A 14,833-nucleotide genomic window follows, 5' to 3' on the forward strand; every position below is an offset into this window, starting at 1 on the left:
CCTGCCTAACTTTCGGAACAGACCAACGATGCTGAATCGAATTTTCCTCCCTTGTTATTTGTTGCTTGCGTGTGTGCTGCTGGCGACTCCACAAACCGCATTCGCCCAGGGGGCGACCGATGCGATGGTTCGCTTGCTGCAAAGTGGCAAGCTGCCGGAGTCTCGCGTCGGGACGGTGATCGGCATGATTGCCGAACGAGGCAATGCCGAGAACCTGGGGATCCTCTTTCAGGAAGCTACCAAGCCGGACGGCTTCAGCCCGGCCTTGAAGCTCGAGTCGCTCGAGGCTTTGAAGAAAGCTAGCGAGAGCCGTAACCTGGTTCCCGCTGGCGATCTCTCGGCAATTGGCGACCTGATTGCCAGCGACGACCACAGCCTGAAAACGCTGGGCATCGAGCTGGCAGGCCTCTGGAAAGTCGAAGCCACCGCCGACACGCTGGCAGCGATTGCCCTTGATAACAACAAGCCGCTCAAACTGCGCCGCCTGGCGATCGGCTCGCTGATCGCGACCGGCAGCGACAAAACGGCCAACACGGTCGCCAAGCTGACCAGTGAAGAGCAACCTCTTTCGATCCGCTACCTGGGAGTCTCGGCGCTGACCAACATCGACGTCCAAAAGGCCGCCGAGGCCGCGGCCAAGGTGCTCAGCGGGGCCGATACGTCGACCGATCCGGCCGACATGATCGACGCGTTCCTGGCCGACACCAAAGGGCCGGACGCTCTGGCCGCCGCGCTCGAAGGTAAAAAGCTCGACGGCGACGTGGCCAAAATGTGTCTGCGTCAGATGTACTCGGTCGGCCGTTCCGACGCTTCGCTGGTCAACGTGCTGAGCGCTGCCGCCGGCATCGACAACAATCCCGATCCACTCACCAACGAACAACTGCAAACGCTCGTCGCCCAGGTTTTGAAAAAGGGGGACCCGGCTCGCGGGGAAGAAATCTTCCGCCGCAAGGAACTCAGCTGCCTGAAGTGTCACGCCATCAGTGGCGCCGGAGGGCAGATCGGTCCCGACCTGAGCCCCGTCGGTGCGACCAGCCCGGTCGACTACGTGATCAATTCGATCCTCTTCCCAGAGATGGCCGTCAAGGAAGCGTACATCATGAAGTCGATCGTCGACTTCGACGGCAAGATGCACCAAGGCATCGTCGCCGACGAGAACGAGGACCGCACCATCCTGAAAGATGCCAACGGCAACGAAATCATCATTCCGGCCGACGACATCGATCTGGAAAAGGAAGGGGGCTCGCTCATGCCCAAGGGGCTGGCGAACTTCCTGACCGAAGACGAATTCCTCGACCTGGTGGCCTACGTTGCCCAGCTGGGCAAGCCTGGCCCTTACGGCATTCGCAGCGAACCGACCATTCAGCGCTGGCGCGTCCTGAAGGAAGTTCCCGATGCGCTGCAAGGGGAAGCGAATCCGTCGACCGGCGAGTTTGAATCGCAGATTCTCGGGCTCGACGCCGATGCCTGGCTGCCGGTCTACGGCAAGGTCAACGGCGAGTTGCCATTAGCCGACCTGAGCGAGATCGATAGCCCCGTGCTGTTTTTGCAAGGTGAAATCGAAGTCGTTGACGGGGGTGACATCGGCGTCGAGATGAATCCCAAGCAAGGGGTCACCGCGTGGATCATCGACGACGAATTCCCCGGCAACGAGCCGATTCAAACCAGCGTGCTGCCAGGACGCCACAAGATCACCTTTCGATTGGACAAGCGAACCTTCCCCGGCCAAACCTTTCGCGCCGTCGTCACCAAGCCCGCTGGCTCGGCCGCGCAGTACACGGTGGTAGGTGGAAGTTAGTCGACTGACAGTGAAATTAAGGTCAGCGCATGCGTGAACTGGGTTCCGATCGATGGGGAACTCTAGCTGGTGATGCTGGGTGAAGGGCGTTCTAAAAACCCTCACCCTAGCCCTCTCCCTGCGAGGGAGAGGGGACAAGATTATGCTGGCGGGCCGCGTTCTTTGGCTGGATCCGTATTGGGTGACATGCCCACGTCTTCGTGGGCATGGCTTGCTTGTTCCTGACGGCAGGGTCTACGCGATTCATGCCCAGCGACCTTCATGGCATGCCCGTGCGGACGTGGGCATGGCACGCTTTCTTTCTTGAGCAGCTTCTTGAGGCGTTTGATTTCGCTCCCTTGCCGGTCGAGCACCTTGAGGTGAAACGTTACCCAGGCCAGCGCGCGATCGAGCCTGCCGGCGGAGGGGACCTTCAGCCCGTCGATCATTTCGCCGACGAAACGCTTTTGCTTCGGTCGTTTCGCAACAGGCTTAGCAGGCGCAAAGAGGGTCGAACGACGTTCGACCGCGGCGTCATCAGAATTCCCAATGGAAACGTCCGCGTTCTTGGAAACAGGCGTGGAAGGCTGTTGTTGCGGCTCTTCGACTTTCGGTGCCGGATCGATCGCGATCACCAACTGACCCACGACGTCGGCTGGGATTTCGACCATTGTTCCACACGACGAACAGACGTAGTGTTTGCCAGCGCGCACCACGACCTGCGGTTTGTTCTCGCGTGAGAACGCTCCGTTTGCTTTAGGGAGGTGGTGTGTTGTTGACATGGTAGTGCTCGATACGTGGTATTGACGAATTTTTCCGAAGCCCTGAAAGGGCGACTGATAAAAGCCAGGGGCTGAGAGGGCATGCCCACGCGGACGTGGGCATGCCACCCGGAAGCGCGATTGCTTTGTTGGGTGTACGTGCAATTTAGAGGGGGAGCGCTTCAGTGAGATAGTGCGCTTGGAAATTTTTTTTGTAGGGCCCGCGCGCCGCGGGTCGTGAAGCGGGTACCAAGGGTCCGACCCGCGGCACGCGGGCCCTACGAAATAGCCCTATTCGTCGTCCATCGTGCGGCGGATGCGGCGGACGACGAAGTACTGGATCATTCCGAGAATCAGGATCGACAGCATCATGGCCGTGGCGTCGAAGAAATCGACGTAACCAACCGGGCGAATGGTTGCGCCGACGACGACGTGCGTCAGGTAGCCTGCGGCGGCCAGGATCATCGTGTACCCGACCAGCCCTTTCTCGTACAAGGTCGCACTGGCCGCGACCAGCAGCAGATAGATCAGGCTCAGTGGACTTGCCGCACCATGCACCAGAAACAAGAGGCCTGTCAGCAGGACAAAGTTCCAGGTCATCCACGCGTAAATCGCCACGTTGCGGGTGCTCGGCTTTTCGTACATCCGCTGAAAGAACCATGCCGCCACCGAGAAGGCAATCGCAAACATTACCGAAGCGACGCGAAACCACGGCTGGGCCGAGACGGGCTCGTGCAGAATGTACGAACTGATCGCGTGGTAGATGAAGAACAGCAGCACGCAGGCCAGCGTGCTGGCCAGGCCAGGCTTCCGCCGCGCCCAATAGATGATCCGCTCGCCAACTCCCAGCGGCTTGGCCCGGATCGGCTCGTGCCGCAGGTACGATTGCAGGTCGGCGGCAAGCTCCTTCATGCTGCGATACCGAGCCGCCGGCGTCTTGTGCATGCACTTCAGGCAAATCGTTTCCAGCGCACGAGGAACGTTCCAGTTGAGTTTCCGCGGCGAGACCGGGTTCACCGTGCAAATCTGGTCGATCGCTTCCAGAATGTTGCTGGCCGCAAACGGCGGCTTGCCGGTCAACAGCGCGTACAGAATCGCCCCCAAGCCGTAGATATCCGTCGCCTGATCGATTTGATGATTCTTGCCGGCAGCCTGTTCAGGGGCCATGTAGCCAGGCGAACCGAGGATTTGCCCGGAGTAGGTCATCTCGGAATTGCCGTCCATCCGCTTGGCCAGACCGAAGTCGGTCACCCGCGGATGGCCGTCGGCGTCGATCAAGATGTTCGATGGCTTCAAATCGCGATGAACGATTCCCATCGAGTGGGCGTGGGCCATGGCCTGGGCGATCTCCAGGACCAACTCCGCGATTCGTTCCGGTGACAAGCCCCCTTCGCGAATCATATCGGCCAGGCTGCGTCCTTCGACGTACCCCATCGAAAAGAAATGCCGCCCCTGATGATGCCCAACTTCGTAGATCGGCACGATGCCGGCGTGCGAAAGATTCGCGGCGGCTTCCGCCTCGGCCCGGAAGCGTTGAATCTCTTGAGCGGAGGCAAACTGGCCGGAAAGGATCATCTTCACCGCCACCACGCGTTCCGGCGAAAGCTGCCGGGCCTTGAAGACGACTCCCATCCCGCCGCGGCCGAGTTCGTCGATCAGTTCGTACCCCGGCACCGATTCGACCGTGTCGGCCTTGCGGTTGGAAGTGACCGTCCTCTCGGGATCGAGGTCGACCGTTGCCGGCGTGAGATCATCGACGGCAAGATGCTCGTGCAGCGGAGAATTGTCGAGCGCGGAGTTCTCGTCGTTGGCTAGCATCCGCCGGACTTCATCATGCAGGTCGGCTCGATCGGCGAAGTACTCGGTCAGCCACGCTTCGCGGTCTTCGAGCGGCAATTGAATGGCGTGCTCGAAGGCCTCGCAAAGTCGCTGGTAATCGTCCGGTGTCATGCAATTCTATGGCGCCCCGTTGGGGCTCACCTGGTGATTGGTCTTTGTTCCAGAGGCTGACGCCCCTGGCTATTCCATGCCGCCCTTTCAGGGCTAGGAGGTTGATGAATTGTCTTCGAGTCGGGCCGTGAGCCAGGCTTTGGCCATCCGCCAGTCTCCCTTGACAGTCGAGACGGAAACATCGAGCGCCGCGGCGGTTTCTTCGACGGTCATGCCGGCGAAGTAGCGCATCTCGATGATTTTGGCGTGGCGTGGGTTGAGTTCGGCCAGTTCGGTGAGTAGTTCATCGAGTTCGACCAGGTCGACGTTGTTTTGGGGATCGCCGGCGACGAGACCTTCTTCCAGCGTGATCCGTTGAGCCCCTTTCCCGCGTTTGGCGGCGTTCTTGGTGCGGGCGTGATCGACCAGGATCCGCCGCATGATATTCGAAGCGACCGCACAAAAGTGCGCTTTCCCTTTCCACTCGACGCGATTCTGGTCGACGAGTTTTAAGAAGGCCTCATGTACCAAGGCCGTTGCCTGCAGCGTGTGATCGGCCCGTTCGTTCCGCATGTGCTGGTTGGCAATCCCCTTCAGCTCTTGGTAGAGGATCGGTAGCAGCTTGTCGGCCGCATCCCGTTTGCCTTCGGAAAGAGATGCCAGCAAACTTTCAATGTCGTCGCTCATGAAGATAAGGTTCCTCAGTAGGGAGGGCAGGGGGGTCGACTTGATTCTCCTTGCTTCCACGTCTAGCTTAACAGTCGACGGGACGGGGGAGAATGCGCCGTTGCGTTTTGTTGGCTGGGAAGGAACTTGAAAGGATCTCGATGAACCTGGTAATCGTGCATCATCACCTCAATCGCGGCGGCGTGACCCAGGTGATCCTCAATCACCTGCGAGCCCTGCACGAGGCCGGGGCTCGGGAGATCTTCGATCGCGTCGTGATCTTATACGGGGGGCGCGCCACCGGTTGGCCGGAAAACGTCGAACCTGCTTTGGAAGGGGTCGAACTGGTCGAGATTCCCAGCATCGACTACGACACGGTCACCGCCGTCGGCGAAGAAGCTCCGTTTCGGGCGACTTCCGAAATGCTCGAAAAGCAGGGGCTTTCCGCGGAAGAAACGCTGCTGCACGTGCACAATCACACGCTGGGCAAGAATGTCGCGTGGCCCAACGCGCTGGCTCGGCTAGCAGAAGCTGGTTACCGCATGCTACTGCAGCTGCACGATTTCGCGGAAGACTTTCGCCCGGATAACTATCGCCGCCAGGTCGAGTACCACGGCGAAAGTGGAACCGGCATGGCCGAGGTTTACTTTCAGGCGCCCCACGTCCATTACGCGGTCCTCAATTCGCGCGACCGGGGTATTCTCGAAAAAGCCGGATTCGCGAGCGACAAACTGGCCTGGCTACCCAACCCGGTGCAGCCGTTTCCGGTTCTGCCGCATCGCGCCGACGCGCGGCGCGCGCTACAAGAGAAACTTTCCGTAGGGCCAAGCGAACCGTACGTGTTATATCCGGTGCGTGGTATTCGTCGGAAGAACGTCGGCGAGTTAGTCCTCTGGTCGGCGTTGGCCCCCCAGCCGGTCACTTTTGGGATCACGCTGGCCCCGGTGAATCCCGTCGAGCTTGCGCCCTACCAGGCATGGGAGTCGCTGGCGAAAGAATTGGAGCTTCCGTGCAAGTTCAACGTAGGTGGCGACGCTGGTCTTTCATTTCACGAAAACCTGGCCGCGGCCGACGCGATCATCAATACGAGCGTGGCCGAAGGGTTCGGGCTCGTGTTTCTCGAAGCGTGGCTGGCTGGCAAACTGCTGATCGGCCGCGACCTGCCGGAGATCTCGGCCGACTTCAAAAAGGCAGGGCTGCGTTTGGATAGCCTGGCGGCGTGTCTCTACATTCCGAAACGCTGCCCGATCTCGGGGCGTGAAGTTTTCTCGGAACAAGCCTATCGCCAGCGGATGACCGAGTTGTTCACGCAGGTACGACGCGATTTCGGACAAGAAGAGATGGAAGCGGAGGATCTCGAGAAACAACTCGACGAGCGACTAAGCGACGAGTGGATCGACTTCGCCCTTTTGACGGTCGAGGCGCAGCGGGAAGTCGTGCGAGCCGTTGCCAACAGTAAAGAGCTTGCCGAGGCGATCGTCGAAGAGAACGCCCTGGTGATGCGGCCCCTCATGCAAGAGGACGTCAACTTCGACTCGACCATTCAAATCAATTCCCAAATTGTCCTCTCGCGGTTCGGCCTGAAGGGAACCGGAGAGCGGCTGCGCGAGCGATACGAGCAGTTGGCCAGGCAGCAGCCGGGGCCGGTTTCGTCGTTCAACGGAGCCAATCGGATCTTGCGGCAATTCGTGGAACTGTCCCGCTTTCATCCTGTCCGCCTGGAAGATGCATGAACTCTTTTTCGGAAATCCTAAGAAGCAACAGTCAGCCACTCCAGCCGATTCCCACCGATCAGCCAGCGGAGCTAAGACAGCTGCCGGGGATCCGCGCGGTGCTGTTCGATATCTACGGAACGTTGCTGGTCAGCGGCAGCGGCGACGTGGGTACCGCCATGGAAATGACCAAGGGAGATGCCCTGGAAGCGGCCTGGGAGGCCAGTGGCGTGCAATGCAGCGTGCCGGCCGACGAGATGATTGCCCAGCTTTACAACGTGATTCAGGATGATCACAAAATTGCCACTAAAAGAGGCACTTCTTATCCAGAGGTGGTGATCGAAGAAATTTGGGAAAAAGTTTTTGATGGCCCGATGCGTCGTGGGCAGGTCGAATTGCCGTGCGATTTCGATATGAAACTGTTCGCGCTGGAGTTTGAAACGCGGGTCAATCCGGTGTGGCCGATGCCCGACTTACGCGAGGTTCTCACCACGCTGCACCAGCGCGATTACACGCTGGGAATCATCAGTAATGCCCAGTACTTCACGCCAAAAATCGTGGAAACTTTCCTCGAATCGACGCTTGAGGAAAATGGCTTCCGCCCGGAGAACTGTTTTTTCTCGTACGAGCATCGCGTTGCCAAGCCTGGGACCGAGCTTTATGAGGCCGCTGCGAAAAGTTTAGCCGACCAGGGAATCGACGCGTGTCATATTTTGTATGTTGGCAACGACATGCTGAACGATATCCAGCCGGCATCGCAAATTGGCATGAAAACTGCTCTGTTTGCCGGAGACCGTCGTAGTCTACGACTACGGAAGGACGATGCTCGAATGTTGCCAATGCACCCTGACGTGACGCTCACTAGACTTTCCGACATTTTGGCTTGCCTTCCGAGATAATCCAGCATGAACGTAACTGATACCGCAGGGCATAACATTGGTTTCGTAGGAACACGTTTTGCCGGGACCGATGGCGTTTCGTTAGAAGCGGCCAAATGGGCCAAAGTCCTTTGGGACTACAAGCATGTCAGCTACTGGTACGGCGGGAAGATGGACACCGATCCCGACATCACCAGCCTGGTCCCCCATGCCTATTTTGGTCATCCCGACATACAATGGATTAATCGGCGTATCTTCGGCACGACCACTCGTGATCCGGAAGTTACGCGGCGGATATTCGCACTGGCCGAATATCTCAAACATACGCTGTACGAATTCACGCGTCGCTTCAACATCGAGGTGATGATCGTGCAAAATGCGCTTTGCATTCCGATGAATGTTCCTCTGGGCGTGGCGATCACCATGTTCATTGCCGAGACGGGCTTCCCCACCATCGCGCACCACCACGACTTTTACTGGGAACGCGATCGGTTCTCGGTCAACGGGATCAACGACATCCTCAGCATGGCGTTCCCGCCTACGTTACCCTCGATTCAACACGTCACGATCAACTTGCCAGGCCAGGCCGATCTCTCGCACCGCAAGGGGCAATCGTCGATCCTGGTTCCCAACGTTCTCGATTTCGAGGACCCACCGGTCAACGACGACTACCCGCACAGCTTCAAGCAGGATATCGGTCTGACGCCGGATGATATCGTCATCCTTCAGCCCACCCGCGTGGTGCCGCGCAAGGGGATCGAGCATGCGATCTCGCTGGTCAATTCGCTGAACAACCCTAAGTACAAGCTGGTGGTGACCCACGAGTCTGGCGACGAAGGGGACGAGTATATGCATGCCCTGCAAGAGATGGCCGAACGACAAAACGTCGACCTGCGCTTCGTGGCCGACCGCGTGGGGGAAGAGCGTCGCATCGATCGCGAAGGTCGCAAGATTTACACGCTCGGCGATTGCTACGCAGCCGCCGACTTCATCAGTTACCCAAGCCTGTATGAAGGGTTTGGCAATGCATTGATCGAAGCGTTTTACTTCAAGAAGCCAGTCCTGGTGAATCGTTACTCGATCTTCGTCACCGATATCGAGCCCAAGGGCTTCAAGGTCGTGACGATGGATGGGTATCTGACCAAGGACGTCGTCACCCAGGTTCGTAACCTGATGGAAGACGAAGCTTACCGCCAGGAAGTAGTCGAACACAACTTCGAACTGGGCAAACGCTTCTTTAGCTACTCCGTACTCAAACGAAAACTGCGAGCCCTGGTGACCAATTTCACGGGTATGGATGATTTGTAAGACGTACCGCGCTCGTAGCTCAAGGCGCGGACGTCGGATAAGGAGGTTCCATGATCGGCACGTCAGAACAACACGATACGCTCAAGCAGCACCTCACCCGCATGTATGGCGAGCCTGTTGCCACCGATGTTCTGCCGCGTCTGGTTGACTTGCTCGAGTCGTACACGACCAAGATCCCTGAGCCCAAGCGAACCGGTTGGGACGAGACCGACATCGTCTTGATCACTTACGCCGACCAGGTTTACGGCCCCGAAAAAACCCCGCTGGCCATCTTAAAGGACTTCCTGGTCCATCACGGCTATCAAAAGCTGCTCAATACGGTTCACCTGCTGCCCTTCTTTCCGTATACGTCGGACGATGGCTTCTCGGTGGTCGACTACTACCAGGTTGATCCCCACTCCGGAACGTGGGACGACCTGCACTCGCTGGCCGAAGAGTTCAACCTGGCCTTCGACATGGTCGCCAATCACTGTTCGCAAAAGAGCGAGTGGTTCCAGAAATACCTGCAAGGCGAGAAGCCGTACGACGAGTTCTTTATCGACGTCGATCCAAATACCGACCTCAGCCAGGTCGTACGGCCGCGAGCGTTGCCGCTGCTTTCCCCTTACCCGTCCTCGACCGGGGAGAAGCACGTCTGGACGACGTTCAGCGCCGACCAGGTCGACCTGAACTACGGCAGCCCGGAAGTCCTTCTGGCGATGACCGACGTGCTGCTGTTTTACGTGCAGAATGGGGCCCGCGTGATTCGCCTGGATGCGATCGCGTTTCTATGGAAGACCATCGGCACGAGCTGTTTGCACCTGGACGAAACCCACGAGGCGGTCAAGCTGTGGCGCACCGTCACCGAGATCGTCGCCCCACACGTGCTGCTGTTGACCGAAACCAACGTACCGCACGCCGAGAACATCAGTTACTTCGGTTTGGCGGACGAAGCGCACATGGTCTATCAGTTCAGCTTGCCGCCGCTGCTGTTCGATGCGTATCTGAATGAAGACGCCACCACGCTGAATAAGTGGATGGAGACGCTGTACGATATCCCCGCCGGCACCACCTACTTCAACTTCACCGCCTCGCACGATGGCATTGGCGTGCGTCCGCTGGAAGGGCTTGTTTCGCAAGAACGTCTCGACAAACTAGTGCAGGCCACTCGCGATCGAGGAGGCCTCGTCGGCATGCGGACGATGCCTGACGGATCGCAAAAACCGTACGAATTGAATATCACTTACGTCGACGCGCTAGGTGAACCGGAGGGCTTTGGTCCCGAACATCACGCCGTGCGTTTCCTCGCATCGCAGGCGATCATGCTGGCCATGAAGGGAATTCCCGGTATCTATTTCCACAGCCTGGTCGGCACCCAGAATCACTTTGGCGGCGTCGAAGAGAGTGGCATCCCACGGCGGATCAATCGTCGCAAGTACGAGCGACTCGAACTCGAGAACCAGATTAGTTCGCACGAGACGCTGCAGAACCGGATCTTCCATGGCTATCAAAACCTGATCGCCAAGCGGATCGAACAGTCGGCGTTTCATCCCGACGGACCAAGCGAAGTCTTCCCGACCGGCCATCCGGCGATCCTCGGATTCAAGCGAACTTCGCCCAATCGCGATCAAACCATTCTCGTTCTGGCGAACCTTTCCGACAAGCTGCAAGGGCTTCCCCTGAGCGACCCCAAGTTACGGCCGCTGACCTACGACTTGATCAGCGATCAATACGTCGTAGAGTCGCACGGCATCACGCTTGATCCGTATCAGATCGTTTGGCTTTCCGAGCCTGACGACTAGCGATCTTGCTTCCCGTTCCCAGCGATCCCTCTCCCTAGCAATCGCCCCCGGCAAGGAGACACAGATTTGTCCGACTTTATCCAGCAAGGCCCTATCTCGACACTGCACGACTTCGGCACGCTCGGAGCCGAACAGTTGGAACGTACGCTCGAAGACGCCACCAGCGAATACCCGATGGGGCTCATCCTGCCGGTTACCGCCAGCGACATGCGTGCCCCTGCGTTCTCGGCCATCATGGATGAACTCGAAGGAACGAAGTTCCTCAAGACGGTCGTCGTGGTGCTGAACCGGGCCCCTGACGTCGAAGATTACCGCGAGTGCCGCCGGCTCACGTCCAAGCTGGGAAACGTGTGCCGCGTGCTTTGGAACGACGGCCCGCGCGGACAGGCGGCATTTCAACAGCTAACCGACGCGGGCTTCAACGTCTCGGTTCCCGGCAAGGGACGGGCGGTCTGGACGGCGTTCGGCTACCTGCTGGCCGACCCCGACATCAAAGCGATGGCTCTGCATGACTGCGACATCGTGAACTATCACCGCGACATGCTCATGCGGCTCTGCTTGCCGATGGCCCACCCCGGCTTCGACTTCGACTTCTGCAAGGCCTACTATGCCCGCGTCACCGACCGCATGCATGGCCGCGTGGTTCGCTTGTTGGTGACGCCGCTTCTGCGATCACTGATTCGCGTGCTGGGCAACGACGACTTCCTGGTCTTCTTGAACAGCTTCCGTTACCCGCTCTCAGGCGAGTTCGCCGTGACCTCCACGCTCGTCCGCGCCAATCGTATTCCCAGCGACTGGGGCCTGGAAGTAGGCACCCTGGCGGAAGTCTTTCGCAACACGGCCCCCAAACGAATCTGCCAGATCGACCTGGGACATCCGTACGAACACAAGCACCAGCCGATCTCGCTGGAAGATGCCAATCGCGGCCTGATGAAGATGACCGCGGACATCTTGCACAGCATTTACCGTACGCTGTCGAGCCGTGGCATCGTCTTCAGCATGGGGATGTTCAACACGCTGGAATCTGCTTACCTGCGTGATGCCCAGGACGCAATTCGTCAGTACCATGCCGATGCCGTGATCAACGGTCTGAACTTCGATCGCCACACCGAAGAGCACTCCGTTGAAGGCTTTGCCCGCATGATCACCCAGTGCGGACAAGAATTCTTCGAGAACCCAATCATGGCCCATGAGATGCCTACCTGGACCCGCGTGCGAAGCGCGATCCCCGACTTCCCGCATACGCTGCGGCGTTCGGTGGAAGCGGATTCGGCGGAATATGCTTAGTCTCCCGTTCGTCAGTTTCAAGAAAAGAAAACGGCCGCGATGATCGTCGCGGCCGTTCTCGCAGTGTCTTCATTATTGAAAACTAGTCGTCCAGACGACGAACCTGGATATCCTTGAACCAGACGGTGCTGCCTGGGTCGTGGGCTTGCAGGGCGAAGGTCCCCTTGTCCAAAACGCGGGTGAAGTCCTTGCCTGGCTGGGCGTCTTCTGGCTCGGTGTAGTCGGCGGCGACTTGACCGTTGATCTTGGTGACGATGTGCTTGCCGTCGACCTTGATGTAGTAGTCGAACCACTCACCGTCTTTGGCTGGCGAGTTGTTCATGACGTCCTTGACCGAGTAAATTCCACCGGTCTTCTTGGGGTCGCGGTGGGTGTTGTTAACCTGAGCTTCGAAGCCGTACTTCGGCCAGCCGGTGTCTTGGAACTTGGTGTGGAAGTAGATCCCGCCGTTGCTGTTCTTGTCGGTCTTAACCTTGGCCTTGAATTCAAAGTTCTTGAACGGCTTGTCTTCGCCGACATAGAACAGGTGGCTGCGATCGCCCTTGGCGACGAACGCGCCGTCTTCGATCTTCCACGAATCAGGGTTTTCGCTGATTTTCCAACCGTCGAACGACTTGCCGTCCATCAGCGACTTCCACTCGCCTTCGGCGGCGGTAGCAATAGCGGACAACATCAAACAAACCAGGGCACCTGCGGCCAAACGCTTCAACATGAGTTTTCCTTTACGAAGTACGAACGTCTTCTTGCTTTGGGGATGGAACCGTGTCAGTGGGGGGACCGACGAATCATAGAGAATTGCGCAACGCCGGCGGACACGAAAAATACGCAATTGATTTTGGTTGAAACGATCGAGCGTGGCAAGATTCCGTACGTTTCAGGCGAAGTTTTTGTGGATTCGCGGCGAATTTTCGCTATTTTTTGAGATCTATAGCGAAGCGCCATTTGCATAAAGCCCCATGCGTTTTTGCATTTCGATCCACCTAAGAGGTTAGCCATCCGATGAGCACCGCATCACCACTGCCTATGAACTGGGAAGTGCCGCAGATCTTTCACGAGCGACTCGGCGATGGTCCAGGTCGCCAACGTGTCATGCAAGCGGATGGACACATTCTGATTGTGACCCATCGACCGCCGCGCCATGGCGAGCGCGTCCGCGGTGGCCGCTACTTCTGGCGTAACCCGGCCGGCGTACTACAAAGCAGTGACCTTGGCCAGGGACCGTCGTCGATGATTAAGCACTTGGAAGAGTACAACGGGGCGATTGCCAGGCTTGAAAAAGCGGAGAACGACTCCCAGTCGAGCGAAGAGTACTTTCGCGTGATCAGCGAACTCGGTCCGCTGCTACGAGCGACGCGAAATCTGCACAGCACGCTACAGTCGGCCCGCGAGGCTTCTGGCAACGATCGGACGATGATCAATTTTCGCGACCGCAGCTACGACTTGGAACGCTCGGCCGAACTGCTTTACAACGAAGCGAAGAACGAACTCGATTTCCTGATCGCCCAGCGCACCGAACAACAAGCGGCCAGCAGCCACCGCATGGCGGTCTCGGCCCATCGGTTGAACATCCTGGCGGCGCTCTTCTTCCCAATGGTCACGCTGGCCACGATCTTCGGTTCGTCCCTCCAGCATGGCTGGGAGACGGCGAGCGCCCCGATACCATTTTTCACGATGCTGATCGTGGGCTTCGTGCTGGGACTGCTGCTCAACTGGTTCATCAACGTCCCGATCGAACCCAAGCCGAGAAAACGCCACGGCGCCGATGCCCGGATTCCCCGCTCGCCGTAAGAGTTACGGCTGGGACACTTCCGCTGATTGATCCTGCGGCGGTTTGTTGTGGTCGTGCAGGCCGCCTGGTTCGGCGAAACCAATCAGGTAAGCGAAACCGATCCCCAGCAGCATGACCAGCGAAAGCTTGACCTTGTCGTGCGAGTGGAACTGCACTTCCGGCAGAATGTCGGCCAGCGAGATGCACAGAAAGACCCCGGCCGAAAAACAGAGGGCCATGCCGACCACAAACTGCTTGGAGGCATCGAACCCGTTGTAACCAGCGAAGAACAGCACAACCCCCAAAGGGCACATAATCGCGTAACCGAGATTCACCACATTGATGGTGCTCACAGGCCACTTGCTTTGCCGCATGATGAACGTGATCGACAACGCATCGAGCGGCTTGTGCAGGAAGATCCCCAGAAAGACCCCTAATCCCAACAGTCCCATGAAACCCGAATTGTCGTGATGTGCTGCAGCCGAAACGCCAGCGGCCAAGGCAATGCCATCCAACAGCGTATGCAGCGACAACCCCATGAAGACCCCTAGCCAGCGCATCCGCGAGTCCGCGGCGTCCTGCGAGTGATTGTGCGTGTGGCCTGAGTGATCATGGTCGTGATCGCAGTGAAGGTGTCCACCGTGCTTGTGATCGCCGGCCGCGGTGCCTGGGTATTCATTTTCGATCGGGGCATGTTCATGGAAATGAAACAGCCGCATCAGGAAGAAAGTCGTGATCAGGCCCACCAGCAGGCTGCCCATCGCCCAATCCATCGAGTTGCATTCGGCAATCCCATGCGGGAGCATATGCAAAATCCCGACCCCCAACATCAGACCACCCACGGCGCTCATCATCATCTGCATGCGGGTGTGCGTCAGACGAATGACCACTGGCAGCCAACCTCCCAGCAGGGAAGCAGCGATGATCAGGAGGCAATAGATTGCCAGCAGCAGCATGGATTTCAGT

The 14,833-nt window shown here is 58.3% G+C and carries 12 protein-coding genes; 7 read left to right on the forward strand and 5 right to left on the reverse strand.

Annotated features, from left to right (window positions below):
• The first annotated feature begins 28 nt into the window (after window positions 1-28).
• Window positions 29-1,798: a c-type cytochrome gene (locus Pan97_RS22870; protein WP_144976672.1), complete on the forward strand. Its 1,770-nt coding sequence runs from the start codon at window positions 29-31 to the stop codon at window positions 1,796-1,798.
• Between the two features lie 140 nt (window positions 1,799-1,938).
• Here the strand turns inward: Pan97_RS22870 and Pan97_RS22875 are convergent, their stop codons facing one another.
• From Pan97_RS22875 to Pan97_RS22885, 3 genes are all read right to left on the reverse strand, one after another.
• Window positions 1,939-2,559: a hypothetical protein gene (locus tag Pan97_RS22875; RefSeq protein ID WP_144976673.1), complete on the reverse strand. Its 621-nt coding sequence runs from the start codon at window positions 2,557-2,559 to the stop codon at window positions 1,939-1,941.
• Between the two features lie 270 nt (window positions 2,560-2,829).
• On the reverse strand, window positions 2,830-4,488 hold the full coding sequence (locus Pan97_RS22880) for a serine/threonine-protein kinase (protein ID WP_144976675.1): 1,659 nt from the start codon (window positions 4,486-4,488) through the stop codon (window positions 2,830-2,832).
• 93 nt (window positions 4,489-4,581) lie between these two features.
• Window positions 4,582-5,154: a sigma-70 family RNA polymerase sigma factor gene (locus tag Pan97_RS22885; protein WP_144976677.1), complete on the reverse strand. Its 573-nt coding sequence runs from the start codon at window positions 5,152-5,154 to the stop codon at window positions 4,582-4,584.
• Window positions 5,155-5,294: 140 nt separating this feature from the next.
• On the opposite strand from Pan97_RS22885, the gene Pan97_RS22890 reads away from it, so the two are divergent.
• From Pan97_RS22890 to Pan97_RS22910, 5 genes are all read left to right on the forward strand, one after another.
• The gene (locus Pan97_RS22890) at window positions 5,295-6,866 is read left to right on the forward strand and encodes a hypothetical protein (protein WP_144976679.1); all 1,572 of its coding nucleotides are present in this window, start codon (window positions 5,295-5,297) and stop codon (window positions 6,864-6,866) included.
• Entirely contained in the window at window positions 6,863-7,744 is an 882-nt protein-coding gene (locus Pan97_RS22895; protein ID WP_144976680.1) for an HAD family hydrolase, read from the forward strand. The genes Pan97_RS22890 and Pan97_RS22895 overlap by 4 nt, the downstream gene beginning before the upstream one ends.
• 6 nt (window positions 7,745-7,750) lie before the next feature.
• Window positions 7,751-9,031 carry a glycosyltransferase family 4 protein gene (locus Pan97_RS22900; protein ID WP_144976682.1) on the forward strand — a complete coding sequence of 427 codons (1,281 nt, stop codon included), beginning with the start codon at window positions 7,751-7,753 and terminating at the stop codon, window positions 9,029-9,031.
• A gap of 50 nt (window positions 9,032-9,081) precedes the next feature.
• Window positions 9,082-10,812 carry an alpha-amylase family glycosyl hydrolase gene (locus Pan97_RS22905; RefSeq protein ID WP_144976684.1) on the forward strand — a complete coding sequence of 577 codons (1,731 nt, stop codon included), beginning with the start codon at window positions 9,082-9,084 and terminating at the stop codon, window positions 10,810-10,812.
• Between the two features lie 66 nt (window positions 10,813-10,878).
• Entirely contained in the window at window positions 10,879-12,099 is a 1,221-nt protein-coding gene (locus tag Pan97_RS22910; RefSeq protein ID WP_144976686.1) for a glycosyltransferase family protein, read from the forward strand.
• An 82-nt stretch (window positions 12,100-12,181) separates the two neighbouring features.
• Here Pan97_RS22910 and Pan97_RS22915 read toward each other — a convergent pair whose 3' ends face one another.
• Window positions 12,182-12,811, reverse strand: a complete 630-nt coding sequence (locus Pan97_RS22915) for a 3-keto-disaccharide hydrolase (RefSeq protein ID WP_144976688.1) — start codon at window positions 12,809-12,811, stop codon at window positions 12,182-12,184.
• A 287-nt stretch (window positions 12,812-13,098) separates the two neighbouring features.
• On the opposite strand from Pan97_RS22915, the gene Pan97_RS22920 reads away from it, so the two are divergent.
• Window positions 13,099-13,887: a magnesium transporter CorA family protein gene (locus Pan97_RS22920; protein WP_144976690.1), complete on the forward strand. Its 789-nt coding sequence runs from the start codon at window positions 13,099-13,101 to the stop codon at window positions 13,885-13,887.
• Between the two features lie 3 nt (window positions 13,888-13,890).
• Here the strand turns inward: Pan97_RS22920 and Pan97_RS22925 are convergent, their stop codons facing one another.
• Window positions 13,891-14,823 (reverse strand): ZIP family metal transporter, encoded by a 933-nt coding sequence (locus tag Pan97_RS22925; RefSeq protein ID WP_196782194.1) that lies wholly within the window; start codon window positions 14,821-14,823, stop codon window positions 13,891-13,893.
• Window positions 14,824-14,833: the final 10 nt, after the last annotated feature.

The sequence above is a fragment of the Bremerella volcania genome (genome assembly GCF_007748115.1).
GTDB lineage: Bacteria > Planctomycetota > Planctomycetia > Pirellulales > Pirellulaceae > Bremerella > Bremerella volcania.

What these genes read in the sequence shown, in the direction of transcription:
- Pan97_RS22920 (WP_144976690.1), top strand. Translation starts at nt 13,099, where the DNA reads ATGAGCACCGCATCACCACTGCCTATGAACTGGGAAGTGCCGCAGATC.
- Pan97_RS22880 (WP_144976675.1), bottom strand. Translation starts at nt 4,488, where the DNA reads ATGACACCGGACGATTACCAGCGACTTTGCGAGGCCTTCGAGCACGCC.
- Pan97_RS22905 (WP_144976684.1), top strand. Translation starts at nt 9,082, where the DNA reads ATGATCGGCACGTCAGAACAACACGATACGCTCAAGCAGCACCTCACC.
- Pan97_RS22925 (WP_196782194.1), bottom strand. Translation starts at nt 14,823, where the DNA reads ATGCTGCTGCTGGCAATCTATTGCCTCCTGATCATCGCTGCTTCCCTG.
- Pan97_RS22885 (WP_144976677.1), bottom strand. Translation starts at nt 5,154, where the DNA reads ATGAGCGACGACATTGAAAGTTTGCTGGCATCTCTTTCCGAAGGCAAA.
- Pan97_RS22870 (WP_144976672.1), top strand. Translation starts at nt 29, where the DNA reads ATGCTGAATCGAATTTTCCTCCCTTGTTATTTGTTGCTTGCGTGTGTG.
- Pan97_RS22895 (WP_144976680.1), top strand. Translation starts at nt 6,863, where the DNA reads ATGAACTCTTTTTCGGAAATCCTAAGAAGCAACAGTCAGCCACTCCAG.
- Pan97_RS22875 (WP_144976673.1), bottom strand. Translation starts at nt 2,559, where the DNA reads ATGTCAACAACACACCACCTCCCTAAAGCAAACGGAGCGTTCTCACGC.
- Pan97_RS22915 (WP_144976688.1), bottom strand. Translation starts at nt 12,811, where the DNA reads ATGTTGAAGCGTTTGGCCGCAGGTGCCCTGGTTTGTTTGATGTTGTCC.
- Pan97_RS22890 (WP_144976679.1), top strand. Translation starts at nt 5,295, where the DNA reads ATGAACCTGGTAATCGTGCATCATCACCTCAATCGCGGCGGCGTGACC.
- Pan97_RS22900 (WP_144976682.1), top strand. Translation starts at nt 7,751, where the DNA reads ATGAACGTAACTGATACCGCAGGGCATAACATTGGTTTCGTAGGAACA.